At 42.7% G+C, this 15,776-nt stretch carries 18 protein-coding genes; 9 read left to right on the forward strand and 9 right to left on the reverse strand.

What is annotated here, in order from left to right:
• Positions 1 to 65: 65 nt before the first annotated feature.
• The 8 genes from pgl to B9A91_RS17595 form a co-directional block, all read right to left on the reverse strand.
• Positions 66 to 791, reverse strand: a complete 726-nt coding sequence (gene pgl / locus B9A91_RS17560) for a 6-phosphogluconolactonase (protein WP_084240336.1) — start codon at positions 789 to 791, stop codon at positions 66 to 68.
• On the reverse strand, positions 791 to 2,302 hold the full coding sequence (gene zwf / locus B9A91_RS17565; protein WP_084240337.1) for a glucose-6-phosphate dehydrogenase: 1,512 nt from the start codon (positions 2,300 to 2,302) through the stop codon (positions 791 to 793). Before zwf ends, pgl begins: the two co-directional genes overlap by 1 nt.
• A gap of 11 nt (positions 2,303 to 2,313) precedes the next feature.
• The gene (gndA, locus tag B9A91_RS17570; RefSeq protein WP_084240338.1) at positions 2,314 to 3,729 is read right to left on the reverse strand and encodes an NADP-dependent phosphogluconate dehydrogenase; all 1,416 of its coding nucleotides are present in this window, start codon (positions 3,727 to 3,729) and stop codon (positions 2,314 to 2,316) included.
• Between the two features lie 3 nt (positions 3,730 to 3,732).
• On the reverse strand, positions 3,733 to 4,497 hold the full coding sequence (locus B9A91_RS17575; protein WP_084240339.1) for an ROK family protein: 765 nt from the start codon (positions 4,495 to 4,497) through the stop codon (positions 3,733 to 3,735).
• A gap of 104 nt (positions 4,498 to 4,601) precedes the next feature.
• Positions 4,602 to 4,802, reverse strand: a complete 201-nt coding sequence (locus B9A91_RS17580) for a hypothetical protein (protein WP_084240340.1) — start codon at positions 4,800 to 4,802, stop codon at positions 4,602 to 4,604.
• A 51-nt stretch (positions 4,803 to 4,853) separates the two neighbouring features.
• Entirely contained in the window at positions 4,854 to 5,252 is a 399-nt protein-coding gene (locus B9A91_RS17585) for a hypothetical protein (protein ID WP_084240341.1), read from the reverse strand.
• 33 nt (positions 5,253 to 5,285) lie between these two features.
• On the reverse strand, positions 5,286 to 5,795 hold the full coding sequence (locus B9A91_RS17590; protein WP_084240342.1) for a hypothetical protein: 510 nt from the start codon (positions 5,793 to 5,795) through the stop codon (positions 5,286 to 5,288).
• A 24-nt stretch (positions 5,796 to 5,819) separates the two neighbouring features.
• Positions 5,820 to 6,620, reverse strand: a complete 801-nt coding sequence (locus tag B9A91_RS17595) for a DUF4382 domain-containing protein (RefSeq protein ID WP_084240343.1) — start codon at positions 6,618 to 6,620, stop codon at positions 5,820 to 5,822.
• A 197-nt stretch (positions 6,621 to 6,817) separates the two neighbouring features.
• On the opposite strand from B9A91_RS17595, the gene B9A91_RS17600 reads away from it, so the two are divergent.
• The 4 genes from B9A91_RS17600 to B9A91_RS17615 are packed head-to-tail and all read left to right on the forward strand — an operon-like array spanning position 6,818 to position 9,916.
• Positions 6,818 to 7,057, forward strand: coding sequence for a hypothetical protein (locus B9A91_RS17600; protein WP_084240344.1), 240 nt, complete (start codon positions 6,818 to 6,820; stop codon positions 7,055 to 7,057).
• A 10-nt stretch (positions 7,058 to 7,067) separates the two neighbouring features.
• A complete protein-coding gene (locus tag B9A91_RS17605) occupies positions 7,068 to 7,910 on the forward strand; it encodes a hypothetical protein (protein WP_084240345.1) in 843 nt (280 codons plus the stop codon).
• A gap of 11 nt (positions 7,911 to 7,921) precedes the next feature.
• The gene (locus B9A91_RS17610; protein ID WP_084240346.1) at positions 7,922 to 8,596 is read left to right on the forward strand and encodes a response regulator transcription factor; all 675 of its coding nucleotides are present in this window, start codon (positions 7,922 to 7,924) and stop codon (positions 8,594 to 8,596) included.
• Positions 8,597 to 8,599: 3 nt separating this feature from the next.
• Complete coding sequence (locus B9A91_RS17615; protein ID WP_084240347.1) at positions 8,600 to 9,916, forward strand: sensor histidine kinase; 1,317 nt, start codon at positions 8,600 to 8,602, stop codon at positions 9,914 to 9,916.
• On the opposite strand, the gene B9A91_RS17620 is transcribed toward B9A91_RS17615, so the two are convergent.
• On the reverse strand, positions 9,913 to 11,151 hold the full coding sequence (locus tag B9A91_RS17620; RefSeq protein ID WP_084240348.1) for a thioredoxin family protein: 1,239 nt from the start codon (positions 11,149 to 11,151) through the stop codon (positions 9,913 to 9,915). The two genes, B9A91_RS17615 and B9A91_RS17620, sit on opposite strands and share 4 nt — an antisense overlap.
• Positions 11,152 to 11,248: 97 nt before the next feature.
• On the opposite strand from B9A91_RS17620, the gene B9A91_RS17625 reads away from it, so the two are divergent.
• The 5 genes from B9A91_RS17625 (at position 11,249) to B9A91_RS17645 (ending at position 15,775) form a co-directional block, all read left to right on the forward strand.
• The gene (locus B9A91_RS17625; RefSeq protein ID WP_084240349.1) at positions 11,249 to 11,695 is read left to right on the forward strand and encodes a ferritin-like domain-containing protein; all 447 of its coding nucleotides are present in this window, start codon (positions 11,249 to 11,251) and stop codon (positions 11,693 to 11,695) included.
• A 51-nt stretch (positions 11,696 to 11,746) separates the two neighbouring features.
• Positions 11,747 to 12,397: a response regulator transcription factor gene (locus B9A91_RS17630; protein WP_084240350.1), complete on the forward strand. Its 651-nt coding sequence runs from the start codon at positions 11,747 to 11,749 to the stop codon at positions 12,395 to 12,397.
• Positions 12,398 to 12,606: 209 nt separating this feature from the next.
• Positions 12,607 to 13,134 carry an RNA polymerase sigma factor gene (locus tag B9A91_RS17635; protein ID WP_084240351.1) on the forward strand — a complete coding sequence of 176 codons (528 nt, stop codon included), beginning with the start codon at positions 12,607 to 12,609 and terminating at the stop codon, positions 13,132 to 13,134.
• Between the two features lie 103 nt (positions 13,135 to 13,237).
• Positions 13,238 to 14,002 carry a DUF72 domain-containing protein gene (locus B9A91_RS17640; protein ID WP_084240352.1) on the forward strand — a complete coding sequence of 255 codons (765 nt, stop codon included), beginning with the start codon at positions 13,238 to 13,240 and terminating at the stop codon, positions 14,000 to 14,002.
• A 126-nt stretch (positions 14,003 to 14,128) separates the two neighbouring features.
• Positions 14,129 to 15,775, forward strand: coding sequence for a sensor histidine kinase (locus B9A91_RS17645; RefSeq protein ID WP_084240353.1), 1,647 nt, complete (start codon positions 14,129 to 14,131; stop codon positions 15,773 to 15,775).
• Position 15,776 lies beyond the last annotated feature (1 nt).

Raw genomic sequence — 15,776 nt, forward strand, 5'->3', positions numbered from 1 at the left:
AATTATTTGGCGGCAACTCAATGTCATTGAATAGATAAGACCGGCAATTGTGTAGACGAAAAGCCCTAATTGTCCAGCAGACTGGCTGCTGCATCATCTAAAAACCAGGTTACCCCGCCGTCAATCGGGTTAATCAATTGGGCAGGATATAGTTGGGTATTCTTTTTAGGACTTTCAATCACTTGCTTTACCGCCTGCGCCTTACTTTCCCCAAAAACAAGAAAAGCGACATTTTTCGCTTTGTTGATGAGCGGGGCTGTAAAGCTGATCCTCCAGGTAGACAACTTTTCTACGAACACCGAATCGAGCTCTACATTTTTGTTGTTCAGTATGGTAGTTCCCGGAAACAGTGATGCGGTATGGGCATCATCGCCCATGCCCAGCAAAATCAGGTCGAACACCAGGTCAGCACCACCAAAATGTTTGGTAATGGCTTTGGTATATTCAATTGCAGCTTTTTCGGGTGCAAGGGTAGTATCTATATAAAAGATATGGTCCTCCGCAATATTCAGCGGGTCTAGTATGGCTTTTTTGGCCATCAGACCATTGTAACTTTCGTGGCTGGGCATCACATTGCGCTCATCACCAAAAAAGAAATATACTTTGGTCCAATCTATCTTATCTTTATAGGTAGTAGCCAGCATTTCATATAATGCTTTCGGCGAATTCCCACCGGTAAGTACAAAATTAAAGCAATCCTGCTCATCAATGGCTTTATTGGCTATTTTGATGATATATTCGGCAAGATCTTCCAGCAATTCGGGCTGTGTTTTATAGATCAGTAAATTCATTAGTCTTTATTTAAAGGTAGCGTAAACCAATGGAAGCCATCTCTGGCAATCAGCGCTTCAGCATCTTCGGGGCCCCATGAGTCGGCCGCATAGTTAGGAAAGCTGAGCGATTTTTTGCTTTCCCATGCATTGATTACCGGCATCAGCAGTTCCCATGCAATTTCTACCTGGTCGGCACGCATAAACTGTGTCTGATCGCCGGTCATTACATCCAGCAGCAGGGTTTCGTAGGCTTCTGGTGATTCCGTGGTATAAGTGCCCTTATAGTCAAATACCATGTCTACCGGGTTTAAGGTCATATCTAGTCCGGGTCTTTTGCCCTGAACCTGTAACCTGATGCTCATTTCCGGTTGTATGCTGATGATGAGCCTGTTTTGCTGCCAGTGTTCTGCTACCGATGCAGGGAATACCTGGTGCGGTACATCTTTAAACTGTATGGTAATGAGCGAAGAGGTTTGTGACAGGCGTTTTCCGGTACGAACATAAAAAGGTATTCCTTTCCAGCGCCAGTTATCTACAAAAAACTTAATGGCCGCAAAGGTTTCTGTATTTGATTGTTTGTCTACATCTTTTTCAGAGCGGTAGCCAGGTACTTCATCGCCTCTGATCCAGCCCTTGGTATATTGTCCGCGTACGGTGTTGAAGCGGATATCTTCGGCCGAGAACGGGCGCATGGCTTTCAATACATCTACTTTTTTATCCCTGATCTCATCTGCATCGAAATTGATGGGGGTTTCCATACCAATAATGCAAAGCAATTGCAGCAGGTGGTTCTGGATCATATCCCTCAGGGCACCAGAGCCATCGTAATAGCCGCCCCTGTCGCCTACACCCAGCTGCTCGGTTACCGAGATCTGCACGTGGTCAATATAATTCCTGTTCCATAGCGGCTCCAGGAAGGAGTTGGCAAAGCGGAAAGCCATGATGTTCTGTACGGTTTCCTTTCCCAGGTAATGGTCTATACGATAAATCTGTTTTTCTTTAAAACGCTCTCTCAGGATCTCATTGAGTTCACGAGCGGTTTCCAGGTCTTTACCAAAAGGTTTTTCTACCACGATGCGGCAGTTGTCTTCGTTTTCTGCCAGCTTAAATTTGGCCAGACGTTTGGCAATTGAAGGGAAAAGATCTGGCGATACGGCCAGGTAATATACAATTTGTGTGTCCGGGCCAAATTCGTTCTTAAACTTATCTAAGGTGTCTTTAAGTGTATCAAAAGAGGCGGAATCTTTAACATCAATCGGGTTATAATGAACGTTCTGAGAAAAATTGTCCCATTTTTCCTTATGTACCTTGCCTGTACGCGAAAAGCTATTTACACCTTCCATCAGCGTTTCCCTGAACTTCACGTCGGTTAAAGGTCTTCTGGCTGTGCCAATAATGGCAAATTTTTCGGGCATATAGCCCTCAGCATAAAGGTTGTAAAGAGCGGGCGCAAGTTTGCGCAGATTTAAATCACCGGTACCACCAAATATTACAATTATGGTTGGATTAAGGCTGATACTTGTCTTCATTATATGGTTTTTTACAAATTATCTGAATTCCAGTCGGCATGGAAAATGCCTTCTTCATCTGTACGTTCAAAAGTATGGGCGCCAAAGAAATCCCTTTGTGCCTGGGTTAAATTAAGTGGAGAGTTGGCCGTTCTTAAAGAATCAAAGTAGGTTAATGCCGAAGCAAGGGCAGGGACAGCGAAACCATTCTGTATGGCATTGCCTACCACTTTACGCGTGCCAGGTACAATTTCTTTCAGTTGCTGCTGGATGCTGCCATCTGCATAAAGATGCTCCAGTGCAGGCTGTTTTTTGTAAGCCTGATAGATGTCTTCGAGCAGTACCGCACGGATGATACAGCCGCCACGCCAGATCTGCGAGATCTCCTGCAGGTTCAGTTCATATTTGAACTCTTTGGATGCCTGGGTAAGCAGGTGCAGCCCCTGGGCATAGCAGGTAATCATAGAGAAATAAAGCGCCTGTTCCAGCAACACTTCAAATTCTGCAGGATTATCAATTTTCTCGGCAGCATGCGGCAAAGCATCGGCCAGGGCAACGCGTAGCTTTTTGTATTTGGAAAGGTCGCGCGAACTTACCGATTCGTTAATCGTTGGGATGGGCAACTGCAGGTCCATAGACACCTGCGAGGTCCATTTTCCCGTACCTTTGGATTTGGCCTCATCTTTAATTACGTCAATTAAATAACCACCTGTTTTTTTGTCTTTAACCTTAAAAACATCACGGGTTACTTCCAAAAGGAAGGACTTTAAACGGCCTTCATTCCATTTTTTAAAGGTATTGTAGATCTTTTCATTGTCGTAACCCATTCCATGCTTCAGCAGGTAATAGGTTTCGGCAAGGATCTGCATCATTGCATATTCTATACCATTGTGCACCATTTTAACAAAATGTCCTGAAGCCCCCGGACCGATATAAGCCACGCATGGGTCGCCGTTAACTTTAGCAGAAACAGCTTCCAGGATAGGCTTTACTGCGTTGTATGCGGTTTTGTCACCTCCCGGCATCATGCTTGGTCCGAAACGTGCGCCTTCCTCACCGCCCGAAATGCCCATTCCAAAGAAATGGATGCCCTGTTCTTCCAATTCAGTAGCTCTGCGGCTGGTATCGGTAAAATGTGAGTTTCCGCTATCGATGATCATATCGCCCTTATCTAGTAAGGGAATCAGCTCCTGGATCACACTGTCTACAATCTGACCTGCCGGTACCAGCAGCATCACCCTTCTGGGCAATTCCAGGCTTTGTATAAAATCTTCCAGCGAAGCGAAGCCTTTTAAGTTATGGGTTTTTCCATCTTCTTCAAGCTTTTGCAGCATCCTGGCATCTTTGTCGTAACCGGTTACAGCAAATCCATTGTCGGCCATGTTAAGCAGTAAATTGCGGCCCATGGTGCCAAGGCCTATCATTCCTAAAGTATATTTGTTGTCCATTGTCTATTTTTTATTGGGATGGTTGGTATATACATGGTATTTTTCTTCCAGATCCCAGAGTTTTGCGCCGCCCTTAATGCCGTCCTTATTGCTTACCAGCTTAATGTTATGGTCAAGGTTCAGTGTAATGTGCTTGGCATTGCCCCCGCCTATATACAGGGTGTCGTAATTGAATACGGTTTTATAGATTTCGATAATGTGTGCAAGGCGCTCGTTCCACTTTTCTATTCCAATCTTTTCAAAGGCCCTGTCGCCAATGTAATCATCATAATCCTTGTTTTTGGTAATGGGCAGATGCGCCAGTTCCAGGTGGGGCAGGAGATCGCCATCAAATACCAATGCAGTGCCAAAGCCGGTACCCACAGTAAATACAATTTCAAACCCTTTGCCAGCCACAACCCCCAGGGCCTGCTGATCGGCGTCGTTAATGAGCCTTACCGGTTTGCCAAATAAATCGCTCACCTGCTGGGCCAGGTTCACATTGGTCCATTTGTTTTTGGCCAGGTTTACCGCAGTTTGTACCCTGCCGCATTTTACATAACCCGGAAAGCCAATGGATATCTTTGAGAAGTCCTGATCTAAGGTAGCCACCAGTTCCTGAATGCATTTCAGCACCGCTTCGGGTGTAGATTTTTCTGGAGTCGGAAGCTTTTTGAATTCTGAAAGCAGATCGCCCTTTTGACTTAAAATGCTAGCCTTAATGCTGGTACCGCCAATATCAATGGATAAAATATGATTAGAGTCCTCTTCTTTTTTTGTAACTGGCATGTTTTGTTTTTTGAATAAAAAATGGCCTGTTCTTAAATATCTTTCAAAATAACAAAATTAAGATCAATATTCACCTATACAATCTGCTTAATCGTGGTTCGATGTTATCTTTTTTTTGTAATATTAATCAGCATTTCGTTTTGCTCATCTTCTTCTTTTACTTCCATAACCGATTCAGTATCTGCAAATAGTTTTCTCTCCCTGGAAAGCGTTGGCGGAACACCGGAAACACCGATTCCGGCCAATGCCAGTACCATAAACAGAAATACAGCAGATAACCTCATCAGCTTTTTAAGCTGTTTCATATAGCTGTTTTTAAAATGAATGATTGTTGCCAGTTTACTGGCATTGAATTTTTACGCTAGCTTGCAGTGCAATTCATCTTCATCATTTTTAGCTACAGATTTTAGCCGGTAAAAAAGATTGATTTTTTGAGTGGTTAACAGGGGAGGACGGCAGTTTGCTATTTTTGCATTAAGCAGGAGCGTATGCCATTCTGCCAAATGCAGGAGATCATTTATGCGGATGAAAAGATGCTCTTGCGGCCTGATCTGGTTTAAAGCCCGTTTGTAACTGATGCTTTTTGCCCAGCTGAGCCTGCTTTCCCCTAAAAAAGAGGTTTGCTGCTTATCCGAACTTGTATATGCAGCCGATATGGTAAACCCCGAAAAATTAAAAAAGCTGAGCAGCAAAACAACTGCCAACAGCCATTTTGAGCACCAGCTCTTATAATTGATAAGGTTTCTTGCTTTCATTGCTTGGCAAAGATACCATTAAAAAGGAAACGGCTAATGTTTTCCTTTGCCGTTTCCTTTACCATTACCATTACCATTTCCGTTTCCTGGCTTTGCGTAACCCGCTTTGGAATTTCCTTTGAATTTATTTTTAGGATGTCCTTTAACTACATAATACCTCGGATCATCGCTTCTCAGGATCACCGCCTGTCCGCGATTTGATTTGTACTTTGCGTATTTAACCTTATGGTCTTTAAAGTGCAGATAGGGCTTAGGCGAATTGATGACCACCTTGTAGCCATTGTACAGATCGTAATTCCGGTATCGCACAGGAAGGTTCGAATTGAAAACCCATGCACCATTGTTCAGATACACAAACTGCCTTCTGGGTACGTCATAATAGCTCTCTATATCGGGTAGATAGTAATAATCTACATGATCATAACCTGTTGGCCCCCAAAGCGGTTGCGAACCAATGTTTACATTAAGGCTGACTTGTGCAGCCGAAGGCAATGCCATAAAGCCGGAGATGCTGAGCAGGGCTAAAAAAACTAATTTTTTCATGATTTAGATGTTAAAGTCTGGTAGTTATTGTTTTAGAACAATGGTTCCTATGTTATTGTTTTGTCCCAGCGTTACCGCAACATTGGTGATGGTGCTGTCTTTATAGCCGGTAACAGGTACAAATTTTACGTTGTAATTGCCTGCCGCAAGTCCACCTACTGTGAATTTTCCAGTCAAAGGGTCTGCTATAGTACCAACAGTATCTGTTCCTGCAATCACTAATACCTCAGGATGGCTTAACAAGGGCATTGCTGTTCCGGAGATCAAACCAGATGTTGCAGCCGTGAGTCCTCTTACCACAGGTTTAAGCAAATATTTGCCATTACCGGTACTCACAATAGATTTTGCGGCATCAAAATCGAGCAATAAAGAATAAGTTACTCCCGGTTCCAACGAAGGATTTGCTTTAAGTTTAACTTTCCAGCCGGAAGACTGTCCACTTGGGGTAGTAAGCGCCTGTGACACCCCATTTACTACTATAGTGTTTCCTGTTTCATTTAAAACCAGACGAATTTCTGTGACCTCGCCACTTGGCATTTCTCCTGAGGCAACAAGGATATCAGGTTTACTACTTCCTATCCTGAAATCCAGAATGTTAAAAATATCGGCTGAGGCGGAAAAACGATAAGGCTTGCCATCAGAAAGCAGTACAATTTCCTTTACACTCAGGTTAATCTTCTCGAAGTTTCCAGGCGCGTCTGTCATTCTGATCTCTACCTTTGTATTACCTTCAGCTGTATTGTTATTATTTTCCTTACATCCGGTAAGAAAAATCAACCCCGTAAAAAAAAGGGCAAAACCAGCATATGCAATTTTTAGTTTCATAGTTTTAGATTTAAATAAATATTAACATTTTTGTTACTCAAAGTTGGATAGCGAAGATGAATTGAACATGAAATTCCAGATTTAATTGACCCGGAAATTTCATCTTAAATTCATGTTGGACTGTGACATTTGCTAGGACTTATATTTACATGATGCGTAGGTTATTCATTTTCAGGATACTATTTATAACTATCTTTATGCTGATCCTGTACCAGACAGTCGGGGCCAGCAGCGTTGCGCATGCATGGCAGGATAACAAAAAAGAAAAACGCAGCGAAAAAGCAGAGCCAAAGGAAAAACCGGATCAGCAGGAACCGGTTAAGCCAGATATAAGGGAAGTGCCAAAAGCCCGTAAACAATCGAGACCACCTGTAGTGAAACCGAATGTCAAGGCAAAACCGATTAAAGTTGTACGCCCCAATATTAAAAGGCCATAGCAGATAAGCCATGAGAATCACATCACTACTTGTTCTGATTTGTATGACCTGCTTTAAGGTACGTGCGCAGCAGGACAGCTCGAAAAGAGCGACCCTGACTTTAGCAGCTCTTTATAGCACGGATGTAAGTTATTATGGACAATCGACTACCGAAAAACTACCTTATGTACTGGTCAACGCCACCCTTAGGTTCCCTGTGGGTTTGTATCTCTCTGCAGGTTCATACAAGCTTTTGAATTATGGATCTGGTCTTTCTGAAACAGACCTCGGCGCCGGCTTTGATTATAACTTTAATGCCAGGTTTACCGCCGGACTGGCATATACGCGTTCTTTTTTTCCTTCCAATTCCCCGCTATTGCAGGCTGCAAATGAAAATAATGTAAATGTTTCTGCAAATTACGCCTGGCCCTGGCTTAAAAGTTCCTTTAGTGCCGATTATGCTTTCGGGCAACAGCATGATGTTTTTGTAAGTCTGGCCCATTCCAAAGAGATTAACCTGGGTAGCTTGTTTAATGAAAAAAATACGGTTTCGATTGAACCTGCCATAGAGTTGGTGGCGGGCACCCGGCATTTTTATGAAAGCTATACCATAGAAAAAAGTAACAGGGATAAAGCAAAGGGCAAGGGCAAAGCCCCGGTACAACCGGGAAATTCCAATTCAACGACTACCGTTGTTACCGCATCCGACCGTTTTAATATGTTATCTTACAATTTTAAACTGCCACTGTACCTGAGCCGGGCAAATTATATGGCCGAATTGAGCTATCAGTGGTCTGTGCTGGGGGCAAAAGCTGACGCTGAACTGAAATCCCGGCAATCGTTTTTTGGTCTCGGTTTTTACTATCAGTTTTAATCTTACTGTCAATGAAGGTATTAATTGTTGAGGATGAAAAAACACTGGCCTACGAAATGGAGGCCTTTCTGAAGAAGGGTTTCTATTTGTGTGATATTGTACATTCGTTCAGGGCTGCACTGGAACAACTTGAACTGAATACCTACGATTTCATATTGATAGACCTGAGCCTTCCTGACGGTGATGGCCTTGAAGTTTTGAAAAGAGCAAAAAAGAACAATCCGGATGCCGCTTACATCATCATTACCGCCAGAACAAATCTGAAAGACAGGGTGAGTGGACTGGACCTGGGAGCCGATGACTACCTGGCCAAACCATTCTATCTTTTGGAACTGCAATCGCGAATGCAGGCCATTGCCCGCAGGAAATTCAGCATTACAGAAGAACTCATCGCCATCGGCAGCTTTCACATCGATATCCCTAAGAGAATGGTGCTGTTCGGAGCAGAAAAGATAGAACTTTCCCGTAAAGAATTTGATCTCCTGAGTTATCTTCTGCTCCATAAAAACAGGGTGCTTACGCGCGTACAATTGAGCGAGCATATCTGGGGCACCTTTGTGAACGACGATTACGATTCCAATTATATTGATGCGCATATCAAAAATGTCCGTAAAAAACTAAACGCATGGGCAGATACCGACTGGCTCGAAACCGTACGTGGCGTAGGGTACCGGATTAAAAAATAAACAATGAAACTATCGGCTAAACTTACCATTTTCATTACCGGATCAAAACTGGTGATTGTATTGCTGTTTGTGTTGACACTTCCATTTCTGGTCAGACAAATAGCTTCAGAATATACCAATTACACTTTGAAGCAGCAGCGAAAGAAGGTGCTCAGCATCATCGGTAAAAATGGCCTCGATTATTATTTTCAGGGCGATGAGACCTATGGCAGCTACACCATGCTCAAGGAAGAATTTATAGCCCTGCTCCCGGTCGGTGCCGGACTAAAAATGGATGTTATCAAAGATTCCCAGCGTCTGATTGAAAGGGATACCCTTAATTACAGGGTTTTGAGTTATACTTTTAAGCAAAAGAACAAGAACTATCTGCTGGAGATCGGTAAGACTACGGCAAGTATCAACCAGTACAACAAACCTTTACAGGAGTTCGCTTTATATGTGCTGATCACCCTTATTGTGCTAACGATATTGATCGACCTTACCTTTATCCGTTTGCTGATCCGTCCCCTGGCAAAAATTATAAATACCCGGTTGATCAACAGGAAATTTCCTTTTAGAGCAGAACAGCAGCAGGTTAAAACCAGTACAACTGATTTTAAATACCTGGATGAATCGCTGATCCTGTTAATGAACCAGGTCAATGAGGCTTTTTATAAGGAAAGGGAATTTACCTCCAATGCCTCGCATGAACTGATGACACCGATCAGTATCTTACAGAATAAGATGGAAAACCTGCTAAGGGAGGAAACACTGGATGAGCCCTCAGCTATAGCTGTTGTAGAAATGATGAAAACGGTAGACAGGTTAAAAAACATAACGAAATCATTGCTGCTGATTTCCAGAATTGAAAACGAGCAATACATCAGAAAGGAAACGGTTAGACCTTTACAGTTGTTTAATGAAATCATCGACGAGATCAGTCACAGGCTGGAGGAAAAAGAAATAAAAATCTTTTTGGAAGTTTCTCCTGAAGCGGTACTGAAAGATGTGAACAAGGATCTGTTGTTCCTGCTGTTTTTTAACCTGCTGCACAATGCGATAAAGTTTAACCGCCTTCATGGAGAGATTTTTATAAATGACAGCTATTTAGCCAATGGTGCCTATCAGCTTAACATTAAGGATACGGGAATCGGCATTGCCAAAGCAGATCTGCCCTTTGTTTTTGACCGCTTTATGAAGACCAATCTGGAAGGGGATGTGGGTTATGGCCTGGGTCTGGCGATTGTAAAAAGCATAGCATTGTACCACCAGGTGCAGTTTAATGTTCATTCGGAAGTAGGTGAGGGCACAATATTTACAATTTTGTTTCCAAAAGATTAGGGGGCAAGGGTTTCCAGGGTTTGAACCAGGTCAGTAAATACTTTAGCATCCGGCTTCAGCTCCCTGCACCTTTTTGCCCATTTTAAAGCATCTGCCAGGCACTGGTGCTCTGTAGGGGGTAAACCGGTAAATGCTTTTGCAGCAGTGTAAAGCTGTTCGGCAATTTCCATGGTATACTCGTTTAACAGGTATTTTTTTTCTTCTTCAAAGCCAGGAGTTTTTGTACTGTCTTTCTCACCGCTGATAAATGGCTGCATTACTTTGTCGTAGCGGCGCTTATCCTCAGCACGAAGGCTATCAGCAGGAATAGCAAAAGGCCGGGCAGCTATTTTGTAACCTGCATTTTTTATGCCCTGATAGTCCCGTGTTAAGCCGTAATACATCAGATCATACCGGTTTACGAGCGCTTTCTGCTTTTCTGTAAGACCATAAAGTTGCCTGCCAAATGCCATCAGAGCAGGATAGACTGTCAGCCTTTTCTCTGTTATGGCAAGTCCGGCTGCATTTCTCACCACTTTTTCAAACAGGCGGTTGGTTGTTTTTTCTTTTGAGGATATGCTCAGCTTATCGTAATAACGGATCAGGTGATCCAGCGCTGCAGACTGCTTCCCGCTCACCTGGTTGGCCAGGTATACCAGGGTCGCATCTTCCTGTAACTTGCCAGTGCTTATGGTTTTAAAATACGCATCCAATACCGCTGTATTGTCCATATTCATTGCGGAAAGCCGGTCAAGGTAATGGCGCAGAAAAAGCGGGTCGCGGTTCCCTTCATGGTAAGTCTTTTCCAGATGGGCAAGGTTATTTTTATCGCTGCCGGCCTTCATGGCCTCATCGGCAATGTTAATAAAGGTTTTTTTTTCTCTTTCACCCACTACCTTGTGCACAAGATCGCCTTTACTGTTCAGAAAAAGATAGGTAGGATAAGCTTTTACATTGTATTTCATGGCAAGGTTTTTACCTTCACCTTTTTCTGCATCTATTTTATAATTTATAAATGTGAGGTTGTACTTGTTGCCAACGGCTTGTTCGGTAAATACAAATTTATCCATGTATTTGCAGGGACCGCACCAATCTGTATAAACATCTATAAAAACCATTTTATTGGTTTTGCCGGCTTGGGCCAGTAGTTGCTGCCAGCTGCCTTCAAAGAACTGTATGCCTTTTTTTTCGCTGGTTTGGCCAAAAAGTGATGCTCCGTACCACATAAAAAAACAAATGGAAACAAATCTTTTCATTTTATCAGCTTGAATGTACCTGATAAAGTTAGTCTTAAAAAAACAAAAACTATAATCAATAGTGACTGTTCTTATAAGACATCAAAACCTTTTAAAAATGGAAAATAATAAAGAAATCTTAAACGATCTTGTCCAGATTACGAACGACAGGATAGCCGGCTATCAGAAAGCCATTGAAGAATTGCATGTAGAAGATACAGATCTGAAAACCCTGTTTGTGGAAATGGTAAGACAAAGCCACCGGCACAAAGCTGCATTGGTTCAGGAATTGCAGGTACTTGGTGGTGATGCGGATACAGGTACAACAACATCCGGAAAAATTTACAGGGCATGGATGGACATTAAAGCCATGTTTACAGGGCACGACCGCGAGACGGTTTTAAATAATTGTGAGTTTGGCGAAGATGCCGCACAGAAAGCCTATAAGATGGCGCTTGAAGCGGATGGTTTATCAGCAAATTTACGATCTTTGATTACCGATCAGCAAACAGAGCTAAGGGCTTCGCACGACGAAATCAAAGCGCTGAGAGATCAGTTGGTATAATACATGAATCAGGGGCTTTAAGCCCCTGATTCTTTAATAAGTTTAGCGCATATGATACAGGTAGTACTGGCAGAGGACCATAACATTGTAAGAAACGGGATCAGGATGATACTCGAAATAGATAAGGGCATTCATATTGCTGCCGAAGCTGTAAATGGCCGGCAGGTGCTCGAATACCTCTCTAAAGCAGATAAAACGGATGTGGTACTTGCTGATGTCAATATGCCGGAATTGGATGGCTTAGCCCTGCTCAAGGAAATAAAAACCCTTGGTCTGGATACAAAAGTGGTGATACTTTCCATGCACGATAATGAAAAATACATATCTGAAGCTTTTATTCATGGTGCATCGGGTTACCTGTTAAAGAACGTCAGCGCCGATGAACTTATCTTTGCGCTTAAACACGTTCATAGCGGGGGGCAGTACCTTTGTTCGGAACTCGCCATGAAGGTGTTCGAAAAGTCTATACATTGCGGGCCAGACATTTTAACCATTTCAAACGAAAAAATAGATTTCTCGGCCCGTGAAATTGAAGTGCTGCATTTGATCGCGGAAGGTTTAACCAATAGTGAAATGTCTGATAAACTTTTTATCAGCAAAAGAACCGTGGAAGGGCACCGGCAGAGTTTGCTCGAGAAAACCGGCTCCAGAAACACAGCTGCACTCATTCGCTATGCCGTTTTGAACGGCTTTGTACAATGAGCCGGCGGTGCATGAATTAGCCTACAGGTAAATATTTTTAATACAGGTATAAATACGGTAGCTTAAGGATGTTTATACCTGATGTGAGCGGCCTGAATACCCAAAATATTTCCTAATTGCCTTAGAACCGAGGCTCTGTTAAAAAAGGCCAGCTAACGGCATAGTGTTTGGGATTTTAGTGGTAACCCTAATCTTAAAACCCCTTACATATGAAAACAGAATCATTGGAATTTAACAGGCAGTTATTTACATTCAGAGACACATTGCGCCACTTCGCAATTTCATTTACCAAAAACGAAGACGATGCTGATGATCTGGTTCAGGAAACCTTTCTCAAGGCAATTCGTTATGCTGCAAAATTTGAGCAGGGAACCAATTTAAAAAGCTGGCTGTACATGATCTTAAAAAATACTTTTATCAATAATTACCGCAGGGCCAATAAGCTTAAATTTTATAAAGCCGAAAGTGTTGGACTTGCTGCGGACAATTATAAAAATAACGCCGCAAGTAACAAAGGAGAAAGCAAGTGTGCGCTCGATGACATTCAGGGAGCCTTAGCTAAACTTCCTTATGAATACTACTATCCGTTTATCAAGTATTTTGAAGGTTATAAATACCATGAGATTGCTGCAGAATTGAACATTCCTATAGGCACAGTAAAAACCAGGATCCATTGTGCCAGAATGGTGCTGAAAAAAAATCTGAAGATGTACCACGCGGAGTTCTTAAAAAATTAAAGGGTATTTTATGTACCTGTTTCCAAACGCGGTGCGCCAACGGGTTTGGATTCTGTTTTTAAAGCCTAAACAATATCGGTTCTAAGCTGTTCCTGTAGGCAATATGGCTTTAAAAAGAAATATCTTTGAAAATTATTATTCCGGAACAAGTGGCTTGCTGCTACCTGTCCGGAATAAACTTTTTTATCCGGAAGCATACAGGGACAAAAGCCGGCTATGTTTTTATGGTTCTTTAATGAACAGCCTTGAGGTGAACAGCTCTTTTTATAAAGTGCCAAAAGCCGCTACGGTAGCGAAATGGGCAAATGAAGTGCCAGAGGATTTCAGGTTTACTTTTAAACTTCACAGGGGCATCAGCCACAATAAATACCTGGCATTTGATCCTGAAGCGGTAAAACACTTTATGGAAGTAATTGATCAGGCAGGTGATAAAAAAGGATGTTTGCTGGTACAGTTTCCACCCAGTGTAAGAATAAGTGAATTGCGGCAAATGGCCTTGCTGATGGATGTACTGCGAACCGCCGATCCGGAAAACAAATGGAATATTGCATTGGAATTCAGACATCTGTCACTTTACCGGGAGGAGGTGTACAGGCTGCTCCATGAGCACGGTATGGGCATGGTACTACAGGATAAGCCACCCGCGGTTACACCGATGCTGGAAACATCACTTTCTTTTATTTACTTGCGCTTTCATGGGCCCGACGGAAACTACGGAGGAAGTTACGAAGATGAAATACTTGACGAATATGCCGGGTACATCAGGAACTGGTTACGTGAAGGTAAAACTGTGTTCAGTTATTTTAATAATACCATGGGCAATGCAATAGCAAACTTATTTACGCTGAAAGATATGGTATTAAGCTGAAGGAAGTTTAATCTTTCAACTTTAATTTCAATAAAAATATTAGCTTTAAATATTCAATAAGATTTACAATACTTTTTGGTGTATAATAGGGGATTTAAATAAAATGAACAAGATTTATTGCATAATATGAATGAGGAGTTGCAGGGCGATCAAAAACTAAATAAACTGAGACTTGCCGAACTTGCCGAGAAGCAGGCACAATTGGCAGCCATTGTTAATTCATCCGACGATATCATTGTGAGTAAAACGCTGGAAGGTATAATTACAAGCTGGAATCCTACTGCCGAAAGGGTATTTGGTTACCAGGAAAGAGAAGCAGTGGGACGGCACATTTCTATCATTATTCCCCCTGACCGTTTAGCGGAGGAAGATTATATCATTTCCCAGATCAGAAATGGAAAAAAAATAGATCATTTTGAAACTGTCCGGATAGGCAAAGATGGAAAAACGGTACAGTTGTCGATAACCGTATCGCCCGTTATTGACGAGAGCGGCAAAATTATCGGGGCCTCTAAAATCGCACGCGACATCAGCGCGCAGGTCACATCGCAGAATGCTGCCAGAAAATATACAGAGCGCCTGGAGATCATGAATATGGTGATGAGTTCCATTTCAGAGGAGCTGGACCTGAATAAGATATTACAAAAGGTTACCGATGCGACCACCAACCTTACAGGTGCCAGGTTCGGTGCTTTCTTTTACAATAAGATCGATGAAGAAGGTGAATCCTACATGCTTTATACCCTGTCCGGGGCCCCGCGGGACGCATTCGATAAGTTTGGAATGCCCAGAAATACGGCTGTTTTCCATCCTACTTTTTCTGGTGAACGCGTAGTACGGGTGGACGACATCACAAAAGACCCTCGGTATGGCCAGAACTCTCCTCACTTTGGCATGCCAAAAGGCCATTTACCTGTTGTGAGTTACCTGGCTGTGCCTGTGATATCCAGATCGGGTAAAGTAATAGGTGGATTGTTCTTTGGGCATCCGGACCATGGAAGATTTACAGAAGAACATGAAATATTGGTAACCTCTATAGCAGCACAGGCTGCCATAAGCCTGGACAATGCAAAGTTGCTGGAAGAGGTTATGGCCCTGAACGACAAAAAGGATGAGTTTATCGGACTGGCCAGCCATGAACTTAAAACCCCACTGGCCAGTATCAATGGTTACCTTCAGATCTTGGGCCGACGGATTGCAGGTACCGAGCATCAGCTGTTTCTGGATAAGGCATTGCACCAGGTTTCCAGACTGACTACGCTTGTTAACGATTTGCTGGACATTTCTAAAATTGAGGCTGGCAAGCTGAAATTAAGAATAGACGCTTTTGACCTGAAAAAGATTATTGAAGAAGCGATTGAGTTGATCCAGCAAAGTGTTTCGGCACATACCATAACGTTTAAAAGCAATGTGGAACAGTGTCTTGTAAATGGTGATGCCCAGCGGGTGGAACAGGTGGTAATTAACCTCTTGTCTAATGCCATAAAATATTCCCCTTTGGCCAATCGCGTTGAAGTAGAGCTCAGACGCGAGGCCGAAAAGGTAGTGGTGTCTGTAAAAGATTTCGGTCCGGGCATCCCAAAAGATAAGCTAAAAAGTATTTTTACAAGGTTTTACCGTGTAGACGAAGCTGCACCTAATATTTCGGGATTAGGAATAGGACTATACCTGGCCAATGAAATTATCATCCGCCATTCCGGGGAAATATGGAGCGAAAGTGAAGTTGGAAAGGGAAGCACTTTTTATTTCACCATACCTGTGAACATAACATGAT

The sequence above is a fragment of the Pedobacter africanus genome (assembly GCF_900176535.1).
Taxonomy (GTDB): Bacteria; Bacteroidota; Bacteroidia; order Sphingobacteriales; family Sphingobacteriaceae; genus Pedobacter; species Pedobacter africanus.

What these genes read in the sequence shown, in the direction of transcription:
- gndA (WP_084240338.1), bottom strand. Translation starts at nt 3,729, where the DNA reads ATGGACAACAAATATACTTTAGGAATGATAGGCCTTGGCACCATGGGC.
- B9A91_RS17580 (WP_084240340.1), bottom strand. Translation starts at nt 4,802, where the DNA reads ATGAAACAGCTTAAAAAGCTGATGAGGTTATCTGCTGTATTTCTGTTT.
- B9A91_RS17585 (WP_084240341.1), bottom strand. Translation starts at nt 5,252, where the DNA reads ATGAAAGCAAGAAACCTTATCAATTATAAGAGCTGGTGCTCAAAATGG.
- B9A91_RS17630 (WP_084240350.1), top strand. Translation starts at nt 11,747, where the DNA reads ATGATACAGGTAGTACTGGCAGAGGACCATAACATTGTAAGAAACGGG.
- B9A91_RS17625 (WP_084240349.1), top strand. Translation starts at nt 11,249, where the DNA reads ATGGAAAATAATAAAGAAATCTTAAACGATCTTGTCCAGATTACGAAC.
- B9A91_RS17645 (WP_084240353.1), top strand. Translation starts at nt 14,129, where the DNA reads ATGAATGAGGAGTTGCAGGGCGATCAAAAACTAAATAAACTGAGACTT.
- B9A91_RS17590 (WP_084240342.1), bottom strand. Translation starts at nt 5,795, where the DNA reads ATGAAAAAATTAGTTTTTTTAGCCCTGCTCAGCATCTCCGGCTTTATG.
- B9A91_RS17605 (WP_084240345.1), top strand. Translation starts at nt 7,068, where the DNA reads ATGAGAATCACATCACTACTTGTTCTGATTTGTATGACCTGCTTTAAG.
- B9A91_RS17610 (WP_084240346.1), top strand. Translation starts at nt 7,922, where the DNA reads ATGAAGGTATTAATTGTTGAGGATGAAAAAACACTGGCCTACGAAATG.
- B9A91_RS17600 (WP_084240344.1), top strand. Translation starts at nt 6,818, where the DNA reads ATGCTGATCCTGTACCAGACAGTCGGGGCCAGCAGCGTTGCGCATGCA.
- pgl (WP_084240336.1), bottom strand. Translation starts at nt 791, where the DNA reads ATGAATTTACTGATCTATAAAACACAGCCCGAATTGCTGGAAGATCTT.
- B9A91_RS17575 (WP_084240339.1), bottom strand. Translation starts at nt 4,497, where the DNA reads ATGCCAGTTACAAAAAAAGAAGAGGACTCTAATCATATTTTATCCATT.
- B9A91_RS17620 (WP_084240348.1), bottom strand. Translation starts at nt 11,151, where the DNA reads ATGAAAAGATTTGTTTCCATTTGTTTTTTTATGTGGTACGGAGCATCA.
- B9A91_RS17635 (WP_084240351.1), top strand. Translation starts at nt 12,607, where the DNA reads ATGAAAACAGAATCATTGGAATTTAACAGGCAGTTATTTACATTCAGA.
- zwf (WP_084240337.1), bottom strand. Translation starts at nt 2,302, where the DNA reads ATGAAGACAAGTATCAGCCTTAATCCAACCATAATTGTAATATTTGGT.
- B9A91_RS17615 (WP_084240347.1), top strand. Translation starts at nt 8,600, where the DNA reads ATGAAACTATCGGCTAAACTTACCATTTTCATTACCGGATCAAAACTG.
- B9A91_RS17595 (WP_084240343.1), bottom strand. Translation starts at nt 6,620, where the DNA reads ATGAAACTAAAAATTGCATATGCTGGTTTTGCCCTTTTTTTTACGGGG.
- B9A91_RS17640 (WP_084240352.1), top strand. Translation starts at nt 13,238, where the DNA reads ATGGCTTTAAAAAGAAATATCTTTGAAAATTATTATTCCGGAACAAGT.